This is a genomic window from Methanosarcina sp. MTP4, from assembly GCF_000970045.1.
Taxonomy (GTDB): domain Archaea; phylum Halobacteriota; class Methanosarcinia; order Methanosarcinales; family Methanosarcinaceae; genus MTP4.
Genome location: NZ_CP009505.1, coordinates 2019619 through 2033282 on the forward strand (window position 1 = coordinate 2019619; position 13664 = coordinate 2033282).

General features: G+C 48.6%; 10 protein-coding genes. 6 read left to right on the top strand and 4 right to left on the bottom strand.

Features of this window, described 5'->3' with window-relative positions; genetic code table 11:
- Nucleotide 1: 1 nt before the first annotated feature.
- Together MSMTP_RS08495 and MSMTP_RS08500 are read right to left on the bottom strand one after the other, a co-directional pair.
- Nucleotides 2-196 carry a hypothetical protein gene (locus MSMTP_RS08495; RefSeq protein ID WP_048178634.1) on the bottom strand — a complete coding sequence of 65 codons (195 nt, stop codon included), beginning with the start codon at nucleotides 194-196 and terminating at the stop codon, nucleotides 2-4.
- A 97-nt stretch (nucleotides 197-293) separates the two neighbouring features.
- Nucleotides 294-998: a hypothetical protein gene (locus tag MSMTP_RS08500; RefSeq protein WP_048178635.1), complete on the bottom strand. Its 705-nt coding sequence runs from the start codon at nucleotides 996-998 to the stop codon at nucleotides 294-296.
- 256 nt (nucleotides 999-1254) lie between these two features.
- Between MSMTP_RS08500 and MSMTP_RS08505 the strand changes: the two genes are divergently transcribed.
- The 6 genes from MSMTP_RS08505 to MSMTP_RS08530 all read left to right on the top strand — a co-directional run bounded on the left by MSMTP_RS08505 (nucleotide 1255) and on the right by MSMTP_RS08530 (nucleotide 10373).
- Nucleotides 1255-1899: a hypothetical protein gene (locus MSMTP_RS08505; RefSeq protein ID WP_048178636.1), complete on the top strand. Its 645-nt coding sequence runs from the start codon at nucleotides 1255-1257 to the stop codon at nucleotides 1897-1899.
- A 923-nt stretch (nucleotides 1900-2822) separates the two neighbouring features.
- A complete protein-coding gene (locus tag MSMTP_RS08510; RefSeq protein WP_082090558.1) occupies nucleotides 2823-4223 on the top strand; it encodes an MFS transporter in 1401 nt (466 codons plus the stop codon).
- 435 nt (nucleotides 4224-4658) lie between these two features.
- Nucleotides 4659-6005, top strand: a complete 1347-nt coding sequence (locus MSMTP_RS08515) for an APC family permease (protein ID WP_048178637.1) — start codon at nucleotides 4659-4661, stop codon at nucleotides 6003-6005.
- A gap of 162 nt (nucleotides 6006-6167) precedes the next feature.
- Nucleotides 6168-7538: an amino acid permease gene (locus MSMTP_RS08520; RefSeq protein WP_048183116.1), complete on the top strand. Its 1371-nt coding sequence runs from the start codon at nucleotides 6168-6170 to the stop codon at nucleotides 7536-7538.
- A gap of 955 nt (nucleotides 7539-8493) precedes the next feature.
- Complete coding sequence (locus MSMTP_RS08525) at nucleotides 8494-9726, top strand: APC family permease (protein ID WP_255351041.1); 1233 nt, start codon at nucleotides 8494-8496, stop codon at nucleotides 9724-9726.
- A gap of 215 nt (nucleotides 9727-9941) precedes the next feature.
- On the top strand, nucleotides 9942-10373 hold the full coding sequence (locus MSMTP_RS08530) for an SET domain-containing protein (protein ID WP_048178639.1): 432 nt from the start codon (nucleotides 9942-9944) through the stop codon (nucleotides 10371-10373).
- 84 nt (nucleotides 10374-10457) lie between these two features.
- Here the strand turns inward: MSMTP_RS08530 and MSMTP_RS08535 are convergent, their stop codons facing one another.
- Nucleotides 10458-11105, bottom strand: a complete 648-nt coding sequence (locus MSMTP_RS08535) for a CDGSH iron-sulfur domain-containing protein (RefSeq protein ID WP_231582972.1) — start codon at nucleotides 11103-11105, stop codon at nucleotides 10458-10460.
- 700 nt (nucleotides 11106-11805) lie between these two features.
- Nucleotides 11806-13605, bottom strand: coding sequence for a formylglycine-generating enzyme family protein (locus MSMTP_RS19965; RefSeq protein WP_052718330.1), 1800 nt, complete (start codon nucleotides 13603-13605; stop codon nucleotides 11806-11808).
- Between the last annotated feature and the right edge of the window lie 59 nt (nucleotides 13606-13664).

Below are 13664 nucleotides of genomic sequence, written 5' to 3' on the forward strand. Positions count from 1 at the left end.
ATCAATCGTTCTTTTCGGGGATATTCTGTTCCTCCGGGGAACACCCTTCAGGCATACAGGTTTCCGTATCTTCCGCATCCGAAATCGGTTTGTGGAAATCAACGACTTCGAACTTGAAATATATGCTGTTACTGCTTGAAGTGATATGGAAAAATCCGGTACTTGCAGAAAAATTGTATTTATAAGGGTATCCCATGCGGATACAAAGTGCCTGCTACTGTTAAATAATTTCCCCTTTCCTCTGGCAACCGGGAATTCTCTCACAGGAACTGTTTTTCGAATTGCTGAATTCCTCAAGCACTTCTCCGGAGTTCGTGGATCTGCATAAAACGTTCCGAAACGATTTCTTCAAGGCTTTTTGTGTCGATTTCCTCCCTTTCCCCGGATTCCTGCACGGATTCCTGAGTTCCGATCCCGAAAACGTTCATCTTCCGGATAGCCCGGTTGAGGTGAAGTGCCCTGTATATAAGTTCGGGGTTCATAACCTTTGCAAGGGCTGTGTATTCCTTTTCCCCGAAGAGCAGTTCCGGATTTTCCTGAAGAACCTGAAGAGCCTCAGGGCTCTGCATGGGTGCTGTTTTATTCCGGTGGCAGTAGAGGAGTTTCGGGGCATTGTGAGGAGTCCCGTACAGCGTTTTTCTGATGTGTTCGCTGACGGCTTCGTAAGATTCAGCCTCGGCCCAGAACTCGAAAATGAGAGGAGATGCCTCCGGGTAGTTCAGGTAGAGAGGAGCTTTCCCTGCTTCATCCGGGATTAGTTCCATGAGTGCATTTTTGAGTTCTTCCTGTTCACTGGCTGGCGTACCGGTCTGAGAACCTTTTTCCTGGAGCTTTTCGTATGTCTGCAGGGCGAAAGAAAGTAATTCTTCCTGTCCGCCCGGTTCTCCTATTTTGACCTGTTCTTCTTCTTCTTCTTCTTCTTCGGATCGCAAAGCCTGCAGAACTTTTTGCAGCTTTGAGAGTTCAAGATTATTTGGAGATTCGAGGGCATCGGACATGAGTGGTCTTCCTGTTTTTTGTAGAACTTCTGCTCTTTCGATGAGATTCCTTTCTTTTGTATAGCTTCTTTTTTTATAAACCCTGCACCTGGGGTTTCAATAATTTGTTCTGGCAAACATAGATGAGAGGTAAACTGTGCAGTTTTGTCTGGCAGCAAATAGCAATAAATATATCATGAGTTTCTCACAATATAGATCCAAAACTTTTTAAAAATAATATCTTATAATATATTCACTTCTCTTGAGAGGCACTTTCATGATCGAAATCGAGTTACACGGCACTTATAACATCTACTACGCAATCCAGGGCATGCGAAACCCGAAAAATTCCTGGCACCTGATGGACAGCAGCGAACCGGAGGAGGACGGGAACTGCCAGCTCGGGGAAAAGGACCTTAGACTTGCCCAGATGCTGACCCTGGCAGGCACGGAACATTCAAAGTTCCTCAGGTTCATCCCGGTCTGCTTTGATATCAACGCTCCTTTTTACTGGTGGAAAGAATTTGACACTTACAAGTTCGTGGAAAAAAACTCCTGCTCCACCATGCACAAGCTCACCAGCCGTCCCCTGACCCTCCGGGACTTCTCCTTTGACACTGTGACCGAATACCGGGAAGCCCAGGTCGAACACCTGAACGAGCTGATCGAGACCTACAATGCCTGCAAAGGAGAAAACGAAGAGGACGTCACATACCGGAAGGAGGTCTTCAGGGAACTTGTGCAGGACCTCCCGAGTGCCTTTATGCAGAAGCGCACAGTCATCACCAACTACGCCGAACTCCGGAACATCTATTTCCAGCGCCGGAACCACAAGCTTGAAGAGTGGAGGGAATTCTGCGCCTGGATGATTAAGGAACTTCCGTATTGCGAAGAACTGATCTGTCTCGAAAAGCAGGAGTAAGGTTGGGAATAAAAAAGTCGGGAATAAAGAGGGATGGGAATAGAAGACTGAATAATAACCTGATGATAACCTTAATAAAAAATACAGTATAAAAAAAGCTGAATAAAAACGATGGGAATAAAAAGGATGAGGTTTTAGGGTAAAATGAATAACGTTGAGAACGCTGTTCCTCCGTATCCAGTCTAGCCGGGGACTGATTGCTTTCAGAACCCCGGGTTCTCACCGGTCAGCTTGCTGACCGGCTTTTTCTTAAAAATTAATAGAAAAAATTGGGAATTTAATTAGACCAACCTCATTTTGGCGGATAGTAGCTTAAATTCGACTTCAATTTAAAGAACTTATTTTTAAGGACTCATTTTAAAAAGTTAAAATTTTTATTCTGCTGTACTGATTCCAAAATTAATCGTTATATCTTTTCTGAGCTCTCCTCTCCAGCCGTCTGGATGCACTTTTTGGTTACCTGAATACATTTTTTCAGTCATCTGGATGTACTTTTTGGTTGCCTGAATACATTTTTTCAGTCATCTGGATGTACTTTTTGGTTACCTGAATACATTTAACAGTCATCTGGATGAACTTTTTAGTTATTAAAATATATCGCTTAGTTATCTAATAATATATTTTACAGTCATCAGGATGAACCTTTTAGTTATTAAAATATACTTTCTGGAAAAGCCGGTCAGCAAGCTGACCGGTGAGAGTGCCGGTACCTGACTTCAGCTTCTGCAACGTCCCTGTTTCTGGGAATCTAAATAATTAGCCAAAGACCTGTCGGGATTATTTGGAAAGGTCTTTAAACATCGGAGCAAAACTGATTCTCCATACTCTAATTTAGTCTCAATTCTGTGAAACAAGCTCTATTTCCTTTGTCCAGACCTCACAGCTATCCGCCCTACAACACCGAAAAAAAGGATCTAACCATCATGAATTCCCCGAAACCCGCTCTCCCGGCTATTGAGTGCAGCTCCATGGAAAAGAAGTGCATTCTTATTGCGGCTACCCTTGCCTCTTTCCTGTCGCCTTACATTGCGTCTTCCGTCAATATCGCGCTTCCACTGATCGGGAGGGAGTTTGGGGCAAATGCGGTGCTGCTGGGCTGGATCCCGACTACCTACCTGCTGACCTCGGCGGTGCTCCTGATACCTTTCGGGAGGCTTGCGGACCTCTACGGGATGAGGAAGATTTTCATTTACGGAATCGGGGTTTATACCGTGGCTGCCTGTCTCTGTGCTTTTGCGACGTCCGTGCCCATGCTTATAGGCTGCCAGGTGCTGGCAGGGATCGGGGGGGCGATGATCTATGCGACAGCCGTTGCCCTTCTGGCTGCGGTTTTTCCGGGGAACGAGAGGGGCAGGGTGCTTGGGATAAACGTGTCAGCCGTGTACATCGGGCTTTCGGCAGGGCCTTTCCTGGGCGGAGTGCTTGCGGAGACTTTTGGGTGGAGGAGCATCTTTTTGTCCATCGTGCCCGTGGGAATTGCGGCGTTCCTGCTCTCTTTCCGGGTGAAGGTTGCGGAGGGGGGCAAGAAAGAAAAATTCGATTTCGTGGGCACCGTAATTTACGGCTTCATGCTCTTTTCCCTGATCTACGGGCTTTCCCTTGTGCCGGAGCAGACGGCTTATGCGTTTCTTGCCGCTGGGTTTGTTGGGCTCCTGGGCTTTGTTTTCTGGGAAATGAAGGCGGAAAGCCCGGTTATTAACCTGAGGCTCTTCCGGGACAACCATACCTTTGCCCTCTCGAACCTTGCAGCCCTTATCAATTACAGTGCGACGGCTGCGGTTGCTTTTCTCCTGAGCCTCTTTCTCCAGTACAACAAGGGGCTTTCTCCCCTGGCTGCGGGCAGCGTGCTTGTTGCCCAGCCTGTGGTAATGGCTCTCTTTTCTCCTTTTGCAGGGAGGCTCTCGGATAAAGTTGAGCCGAGAATCGTGGCATCCGTTGGGATGGGGCTTGCAGCGGTCTGTCTCTTTGCCTTCAGTTTCCTTACGGAAGAGACCCCGCTCCGGAACATTATGGCGATCCTCATGGTACTCGGGCTCGGCTTTGCCCTTTTTTCCTCCCCCAACACCAACGCCATCATGAGTTCCGTGGAAAGGCACTATTACGGAATCGCCTCCGGGACCATGGGCACCATGCGCCTGATCGGGCAGATGCTGAGCATGGGGCTTTCCATGATGATCTTTTCGATCTTCATCGGCAGGGTGGAAATCACGGCCGAATACCACTCGGGACTCCTGACCAGCGTGCACACGGCTTTTACCATCTTTTCGGTACTCTGCTTCATAGGGGTCTTTGCCTCTCTCGGGAGAGGGAAACTCAGGCATTGAGGATAGGCTTTAGAGGCAGGAAGGCTTTGGAAAATCGGATTTGAGGAAAGGCATTGAGGACATGTGTTGGGAAATCGGATTTGAGGGCAGGTTTTTAGCCTCCCTTTAATGTCTAATCTTTTTGAATAAATTTACCCGACTGCCGGTAAAAAAGCGCAAAAGTTATAGAGCTGGAAGGCATGTGGACTGTTTCTATCCGTATTCCATGATTTAGCGATTAGCTCTAACTATAGTCTCGAATGTAAATATTTTCACTTACTTTATAACCACGGAAGACACCGAAAGCACGGAAGGATTGTGCCTCTACTTCCTTATTCCGTGCTTTCCGTGCTTTCCGTGGTTAAACTTTCACTTGATATTGGTGAAGGAATTTAGGTCTTTGACTATATTTATCAATCAACTTTCATGGCTTTATTGATTCTGAAGGGATGAAAAATGACCGAACTTAAAAAAACAGTAACTCTCGGACGCGGTGTGGTGCTCGCCATGCTGATGGTCATAGGTTCCGGGCTGCTGGGCTTGCCGGGCCTTGTGGCGGACGTAGGGACAGTGCAGGAAGTGGTCTACGGCTGGCTCCTGATCATCCTCGCAACAATGCCCCTGATCCAGATATGTGCCAGGCTCGGGGTGAAGTTTCCGTACTCGGGAGGGATTTCCCTTTATGCCAGGGAAGCTGTTGGAGAATGGGGAGGGTATGCGGTAACAGCCCTCGTTTGCGGCTCTTTTATGCTTGGAGAACCTATGGTCGCTCTTATCGGCGGGGAATACCTGCAGCACCTCTTTGACCTTCCCCCATCCGGGGTTTACCTGCTTGCAATTCTTATAGCCACAGCCATGGCTCTCATCACGATAGCCGGGGTCAGGCTTGTCTCGCTCTTCAATTACGCAGCCGTAGTTGTGCTCCTCTTCCTGATTGCAGCCCTTACTTACTTTAACTTCGAATTCTTTGCCTCAGGCGTAGGTTTTTCCATGGAAGCCCTTTCAAAAGGCGTATCCGCAATTGCAGGAGGGGATTTTGAAACCCTTGACCCCTATAACGTCTGGAAAATCTCAGCCCTTCTCTTCTGGGCTTTCCTGGGCTGGGAAAACATGTCTTTCGGGCTCGGGGAGCTTCAGGACCCGAAAAAGAACGTGCCCCGGGTTTTCTGGTTGAGTTTTGTCCTTACAATTTTCATCTACCTCATGCTGGCAGTCACAAGCATCGGGGCGGATGCGAGCGGAGTCCCCCTGGGAGGGGCGTCCGGACTGGTGGAACTGGTAAAATTCACGCCTCCGGGGAACCTGCTGATCTGGCTGATGGGAATCGTGATCCTGGCAAACGTAACCTGCTGGAACTTTGCCTCCAGCCGCCTCCTCTACGCCGCCGGGAAAGAAAAAGTGCTGCCCGCATACCTCGGGAAGCTTTCAAAACACGGGCAGCCCCTTGCAAGCATTCTGAGCATGTACGTAATCTTCGTACTGGTGATCCTGGGAACCTGGCTGTTTAAGGTCCCGATTTCTTCCCTGATCATGCTCGTAAACCAGAACTTTCTTTTCCTCTACGGCTTCATTCTCCTTTCCTTCTGGAAGATCGAAACCGGATGGAGACGCTGGGTCTACTCGGCCCTTTCCCTGCTCTCGCTCTCCTTCCTGGTCTCGGGCTTTACCTGGAAAATCCTCTATTCCGTGGCCCTGACCTGCCTCGGGTATTACGGTTTTGTCAGGAAAAACAGGCGTCAGAAACGTGAAAAGGAAAACAGTGAAAAGGAAGAGACAGCGTTTCCTGCAAGTTCGGACCTGTAAATTCGGACATGTAATTGCCAATTAATTTGCCGCTCAATTTTCTGCTTAATGTGCTGCTCAATGTCCTGAGTAAAGCGTTGATGGATTTCCAGTGGAAGTAATGCTTGATTTCAGCCGGCCAAAGAATATATATTGAAATGTGAAATGTACGGCGACGAAAAAATGACCGAACTCGGAAAAACAATAACCCTCTGGCGGGGCCTCGGGCTTGCAATTTGCATGCTTATCGGAACAGGCATCCTTGCGCTCCCCGGCCTGGCCCTTGATGCCGGAAATGTCTACGAGGCAGTCCTTGGCTGGCTGCTTATCTCTCTTGTCGCTTTGCCCCTTATTCATATCTGCGCCCGTCTGGGCCTGAAATTCCCCTCCACCTCTGGTCTTGCCCGCTATGCCGAAGAAGCCGTCGGCTCATGGGGTGGATATGCGGTTTCCTACCTGGTCGCAGGCTCATTCCTCTTCGGGCTCCCTGCCGTTGCCCTGGTAGGAGCTGAATACGTACGGCAGCTACTACCCCTTTCTGCATTGGGTGTTGCCCTTTTTGCAATCCTCCTCATAATCCTGATGACCCTTTCAAACCTGGCAGGCATAAGGGCCGTCTCCCTGATCAATTATGCAGCCCTTGCCGTGCTCTTTCTTTTGCTGAGCCTGCTTGTTCTCTTCAACCTGAACTTTTTATCTGCAGGGCTCGAAATTGCCCTTGAAGCCCTTAAGGTGGGTTTGAACCCGATTATGGGTGCAGATGCAGGTGAAGGCATGGGCGCAATCGTGGACCTGAAGCACCTCTGGACCATTGCAGCCCTCCTCTTTTGGGCTTTCCTTGGCTGGGAGAACCTCTCCTTTTCCCTCGGGGAAATCAAGGACCCTGAGAAAAACGTCCCCCGCCTCTACTGGCTGAGCTTTGTCCTGGTAACCTCGATCTACCTCCTCCTGGCCTTCATCAGCGCAGGAGCAAAGGCAGCCGGAGTCCCTCTCCAGGGTGCAGCCGGGCTTTCAGGCCTTGTTCGCTTCACCCCCGGAGGAGACCTTCTGGTCTGGTTCATGGTCATAGTGGTCGCAGCAAACGCCTGCTCCTGGAACTTTACCGCAAGCCGCCTGATCTTTTCCGGTGGCAGGACCGGAATTTTCCCTGAAAGCCTTGGAAAACTGTCCGTTAGAGGCATCCCGGTGCCAGCCCTTGCGGTCCTTTTCATCTCATCCTTTGCCCTGGTCCTGGCCTCCTATTTCTTCAGGATCTCGGTCTCGGACCTGATCCTGCTCGTTAACCAGAACTTCGTTTTCCTCTATGCCTTCATCATCCTTGCCTACTGGAAATCCGAATCCGGGTGGCAGAGATGGGTCTTTTCAGCACTTTCCCTTGCCTCCCTTGCCTTTCTGGTCTCGGGCTTCACCTGGGAAATTATCTACCCGATCTTCTTGATAGGTCTCGGATACTACAGGTGGAACGTTTCCGAAAAGGAGAAACTGCTTGAGAAAGAAAAGCAATATGTGCTTAGCTCTGATGAAAGTGAACTGCTGGCCGGGCTTCAGCACTGAAAGCTACTGAAGCTGACAGGATGAGGCAAGTTAAAAGCCAAACACCGCCTCCCTACAAATCCTGTCATATTGCTTAAAATGGCCCTGGTTTGTGACATATCTTATATTGAATTTCAAGTCAGGTCTTGATCCCCATATAGTGCCCAGGGCCCTCACCGCTTTCGAAGAAAGCGGCCCTTTCCTAAATTTCTGAAAAGAAGCAACTGCAAAATAAACCGCAATTATTGGCTTTTCTTTTTATTCAACTCACTTCACGCCATATTTTGATTTTTTGGTTATCCAAGCATATTTTGGTCACTTACCTGACTATACTTAGTTACTATTTTTGTTCCTTTAAATATACTTAATGTAAAAGCCGGTCGTCGAAGACGACCGGTGAGAGCCCCGGGACCCACCAGGCAATCGTGCAAACACTTTTCGGATTTTACGGAAACTTCACAACGAAATGATGGGAAGGCTCATTTCGATTTCTTTTAGAAATTACGGTTGTTTCGGAAAAGCGCACGCAGCAGCCCAGCATAACCAAAAAATAAAAAATAATACTTAAAACTCAGCTTTTTAGTCCGCTTGAGCGAGCAAAGCGAGCGAAACGGACCCCGTGCTCCCGATGCGGAATTCGGGTGGAAAAGCCGGTCGTCGAAGACGACCGGTGAGAATGCCGGTACCTATAAAGCAAGTCGAAAAAAGATGTCTGGAAAGGCTTAACTGGGAAATTACAGCTACCCTGTACGGGTTGATTTAGGTAGGTTTTCTACAGGCCAAAGTTTCTACAAAGCCCAAACACCAGCATTTTAAAGCCTGAAAACAAAACCCATGATGCAAAACTCTCACATTAACTCACGCTAATTTTTTTCCTATCTATCCGGCAGCGGCCCGGATTAAAAAATCATGAAAAATAAGATCGAGGACACATAAAGGAGGCCAGAAAACGTCCGGTCCCGGGCTTGGAAAAGAAATAACACTCTGGAGAGGAGCCGCCCTTGCAGTTTCCATGATCATAGGCTCCGGCCTTCTCGGCCTTCCGGGCCTGGTACTGGAAATCGGAAACCCTTACGAGGCTGTCCTGGGATGGATTTTGATTTCCCTTATAGTCTTTCCTTTGATCCGGATCTTTGCTACCCTCGGCCTGAAGTTTCCCACAAGTGCAGGCCTTGCCCGCTATGCCGAGGCAGCAGTCGGCCCCTGGGGAGGCTATGCAGTTGCTTACCTGGTCTTTGGCTCGGTTCCCGGAATCCCTGCTCTCACTCTTATCGGGGCTGAGTATGTTCAGCGCCTCTTTTCCCTGCCCTTTGATTACGTTCCGTTTCTCGCCGTGCTAATCGTAACTGCAATGACCCTTTTCAACCTTGCAGGCGTCAGGGCGGTTTCGCTCGTCAACTACGCAGCCCTGGGGGTCCTGGTCCTTTTGCTCCTTGTAATTTCCGTTTTTAACCTGGACTTTTTTGTCACGGGTCTCTCCCTCCTCCCACAGGTTCTTTCAGGGGAAGGCAGCGTGGAATTCGAAAACCTCTGGACAATCGCAGCCCTCCTCTTCTGGGCTTTCCTGGGCTGGGGCAGTTTTTCTTTCTCCCTCGGGGAACTGGAGTCCCCGGAAAAAAACGTGCCAAGGGTCTACTGGCTGAGTTTTGCCGTGGTGGTCTTCATCTACCTGCTGCTCGCCTTTACAACAGCCGGGGCTGAAGTAAGCGGTGTTTCCTTGAAAGGGGCTTCCGGCCTTGCAGGCCTGGTCGAGCTAACCCCGGGCGGAAACCTGCTGCTCCTGCTGATCGTAATCGTCCTGGTAGCAAACGCAAGCTCCTGGAACTTCACAGCCAGCCGTCTGCTCTACTCCGCCGCAAACGAGGGGATTTTCCCCGCCTCCCTGGGCAAGCTCTCGGGAAGATCGATCCCTGTCCCGGCTCTGCTTGCTCTTTATGCAGTTTCCCTTATCCTCATCGCTGCGACCTATGTCTTCAAAGTCCCGATTTCAGCCATGGTGCTCATCGTGAACCAGAACTTTGTCTTCCTCTACGCTTTTGTGGTGCTCTCGTACTGGAAGCTCGAAACCGGGTGGAAGCGGTGGGTTTTTACGGGGCTTTCTTTTGTTTCACTTTCGTTTCTGGTCTCGGGGTTCAGCTGGTGGGTGGTTTATCCGCTGCTGCTGGTTGGGCTGGGGTACTGGAGAGGTGTGAGGAAAAGGGGGCATTAAGGGAGAAAGTGATAAAAAAGATAAACTGGAATTTTCCATATGGATACGTATAAATTATCATTTTTGTTAATTTTCATGTATTTTGTTGTAAGGGGGTTAAATCGGCCCAAAATTTCCCCGGAACCTTGCGGACGGAAACCTATAAATTCTTAGCCTATGCCACATAGTAGAATAATTCACAGGCAACGTAGAACAAGTTACAGGAGCCTGATCTAATGTCACTGATAAGTGTTAAAGACGCACCTGGCAAAGGTAAAGGCGTATTTGCACAGAAACATTTCGAAAAAGACGAAATCATAGAAACCTGTCCCGTCATAGTCCTTCCCCCGGAAGAAGTAGATATTCTGGAACACACAAAGCTCTTCAATTACTACTTCGCCTGGGGTTCCGACTCAAGAGAAGCAGCGGTTGCCCTGGGTTACGGGTCCTTATACAACCACTCGTACACCCCGAACGCAAAATACGAAAAAGACCTAAAAAACGGTCTTTTGAAATACGTCTGCATAAGAGATATCCAGCAAAATGAGGAAATAACGATAAATTACAACTGCGACCCGGAAGACAAAACACCTGTCTGGTTCGACGTGGAAGACAGAAATGATCTTCTGGCTTTAGATTCGGTGAAACAGCTTTCACCCTCTCTATGACTGTTTAATTTCACTGTTTAATTTTTTTGATTTTCACATTTTGCCTTTCAATTTTTCCTTTTTTACCGTAGTGTTCTGGAAAGGTCAGTTCTTGTCGTCTTTGAATTTTATTTTCCAGTGCGTCCCGTCACAAAATGGCTTGTTCTTTGAAGCTCCGCAGCGGCAGAGCGTGTAATGCTCTTTTGATTGCGGGACCGAACCTTCAGGGTCTTCCAGTTCGATATTTCCGACAACTTTGTAAAAACTGTCCTTGCAAATAGTAATTTCAGGAGGGCGAGTTTCGTCTTCATACGGCACCCCGTCCCTGGAACAGCTCAGGGCTCCCGATGGGCAGTTTCGGACTATCTTTTCAATTTCCTCCGGGTCCGCAGCGTCCGGGTCGATCCAGGGCCTTTTATCCACCCTGAAAACGGAAGATGAGCCTTTAACGCAGGATTCGGCGTGGGCGCAGACTCCCCTGTTGTAATGAATGGTAAGCTTCTCGCCTTTGTAATCTTTCACTTTATCGGGTATACGGTCTTCTTCCTTTTCTCCCGAAAACCCGATCTTTGAATGAGCTCCGTCGCAAAAGGGTTTGTTTTCTGACTTTCCGCATCTGCAAAGGGCCATTGTCGGCTTTGTTTCAATGGGTTCCCCTTTTGAGTTCCTGAAGTTCTTTAAGTTCTTGACGAGATACGGACCATCTTTTACGACTTTTATTGAAGGTTTTTTCTCTTCGCTTTCTGAAACCACTTGTCCCATCCCTTGGTATTGCAGTCCATTGGTATTACAGTCAGTTAACATTACATTCACCTTTTCGTCTTAAGTATCTGCCCATGGCCTTCGATAACACAAATGAGTCCACTTCCGGGAAAAGAAAAAGGCCCTGGTTCATTACAGGGATCAGGGCTTAATAGTATCCAACTTTGCTTGTTTCTGTTTTAGTATCGAGTCACAGGGCCCTCACCGCTTGCGTAAGCAAGCGGCCTTTCCTGAAATTATGAAAAAAAACAAAAAGTGAAAGTACTCAAAAAACACCTTCATGACAAAGTGCTTACAAAATAAACTACCGTTGTTAGCTACAATCATTAGCTACAATCATTGGCTGCCATTACCATTTATACGAGCTTTTATTTTTATTCGACTCCTCATGTCAATATTCTGATTTTTAAATCATCTGAAGATATTTTATGGCAACTTGCATACAATTTTTAGTCTTATAAATATACTTCATGGAAAAGCCGGTCAGCAAGCTGACCGGTGAGAATGCCGGTACCTGAAAAGCAGATAGAAAAAAGGTTTTCAGGAATGTTAAATGGTAGAATTACGGCTACCCTGTCCGGCTTGATTTAGATTGCTTTTCTACAAAGCCGATCTCTTATGGTGTAAAAAAGGTTTTCGGGATCAGGTGAAATGAGTAAACTGAAAACGGGTTACAGTCCCTTCAAAAAAATTACAATTCCTTCAAAACCCGGAACCCGAGCCCTGAACTCCTGTACCCTGAGCCGCTGTTCCCCCGGTTAGCTGCCCTGCAGTACCCGGCGCTGCCTTCCCAGCTCCCACCCCTCCTGACCTTGAGGGAGTTGCTTGAACTTTCCCGGGCACTGCCGTCGGAAGGGGTTCCGTAATAGGAATCGTGCCAGCCGTCCTGAACCCATTCCCAGACGTTCCCGTGCATGTCGTAAAGGCCCCAGGGGTTTTCTTTCTTCTGGCCTACGGGGTGGGTTTTGTCTTCCGAATTAGCATCGTACCAAGCATGTTCCCCAAGGGTGGAAACATCATACCCGGAAGAATACCTGGCGTCGCTCCCTGCCCTGCAGGCATATTCCCATTCGGCTTCCGAGGGGAGGCGGTATTTGTCGGTTTTTTCCATTTCGTTGAGCTTTTGTATGAATTCCCGGGCTTCTTCCCAGGAAACCCTTTCAACCGGGAGCCTGTCCCCTTTGAAATGTGAGGGGTTGTTTCCCATTACTTTTTGCCACTGTTCCTGGGTAACTTCGTATTTTCCCAGGTAGAATGGCTCTTCGATCGTAACTTTATGCACGGGACTTTCATCAGCGTCTGTGCCTCTTTCGCCTGAAGGCGAGCCCATCATGAACTCTCCTTCCGGGACATGCACGAATTCCATGCCAATGGAGTTTGTGTAAGTTTCAGGATTTCCGGGGCCTCCACCCCAGCCCAGGACTATGGCAGAAGCTCCCGCAAGAAGGATTCCAATGAGCATCAGGCCGAGGACAGGTATCGGTTTTTTGGGTGGGTTATCGGGTTTTTTCTCTGGAGGCCGGGTGAGAGGCTCTTTTGCGGGAGCTTTCTTTTCAGGCGGATGTCTAACGGCTTTTTCAGGTGCGGTTTTTTCTGCTATGGTTTGTTCTGTTGCCTGAGCCTTTTCCTCTTCCTCTTCCTCTTCTTCTTCAAGGAAGCCTATTTTGCTCCGCTGCACCACACTCCCCCGGACAGCAACCTCTGGCGCTTCAGTTCCCCCTGCAAAATTTGTGTGCTGCACCACCGAGTCAATGATGTTGATGACCTGCTCCTTTTTGATAATCCCGATTTCCCTGGCAGCACCGATGTTCTGCACAAGGTGCCGGAGGTTTTCAAGAATTTCATTCAAAAATCCGTTGAGCCCGAAGGCTTTGTCCGAGTTTGCATGCAGGAGGACCCGGACAATTCCCCCCTCTTCCAGGACAACGGCTGTGAGCAGGTAATAAGCCTTTTCTCCGAGAGATTCCCCCGCCAGGTAGAGGACTTTCCCGTTTTCTATGGAAAATTCGTCAACTTTGTACAGCCGGTTTTTGCAGGTGTGGGACAGAAACTCTACGAGCTTCTCAGGAGAGATGTTTTCGAAATTAAGGCCATGTTCAGCTGAATTCCCGGTATCGGAAAGTCTCAGGAACTCGGACCTTGTGATTGCTTTTTCTTTCAGGAAAGGACAGACGCAGTGGATTTCCTTTGGACGCATATCAAGGGTATGCTTTTCCCAGCTGTGGTCTTTGTAGCGGACCGTCGCCCCGATCTCCTCCCTGTGGACGCAGCCGCGAGGTTTTAGCAGGAATTTTGCGGTTCGAGGAGCAGAAGGGGGAAGCGTCCCGAGCTTTTCCACAATATTGCCCTCAAGCTCGAAAAGCGAATAATTGTAATCCAGGATGACCTCTACATCGGAAATGGCCGAATTCCCGGAGTTGCTCACACGGATGCCAAACCTCACCGTGTTGTCGGGAAGCACTTCATACCCACGTTTGATTTCCAGGTCCACAGGCTCAAAATCCTCCGCTTCACTATTTGCTATAATCGTAAAAGTAACTTTTGTTGTAA

Excerpts from the sequence above, each read along its gene's own strand:
- MSMTP_RS08510 (WP_082090558.1), top strand. The coding sequence starts at position 2,823 with ATGAATTCCCCGAAACCCGCTCTCCCGGCTATTGAGTGCAGCTCCATG.
- MSMTP_RS08495 (WP_048178634.1), bottom strand. The coding sequence starts at position 196 with ATGGGATACCCTTATAAATACAATTTTTCTGCAAGTACCGGATTTTTC.
- MSMTP_RS08520 (WP_048183116.1), top strand. The coding sequence starts at position 6,168 with ATGACCGAACTCGGAAAAACAATAACCCTCTGGCGGGGCCTCGGGCTT.
- MSMTP_RS08505 (WP_048178636.1), top strand. The coding sequence starts at position 1,255 with ATGATCGAAATCGAGTTACACGGCACTTATAACATCTACTACGCAATC.
- MSMTP_RS08500 (WP_048178635.1), bottom strand. The coding sequence starts at position 998 with ATGTCCGATGCCCTCGAATCTCCAAATAATCTTGAACTCTCAAAGCTG.
- MSMTP_RS08530 (WP_048178639.1), top strand. The coding sequence starts at position 9,942 with ATGTCACTGATAAGTGTTAAAGACGCACCTGGCAAAGGTAAAGGCGTA.
- MSMTP_RS08515 (WP_048178637.1), top strand. The coding sequence starts at position 4,659 with ATGACCGAACTTAAAAAAACAGTAACTCTCGGACGCGGTGTGGTGCTC.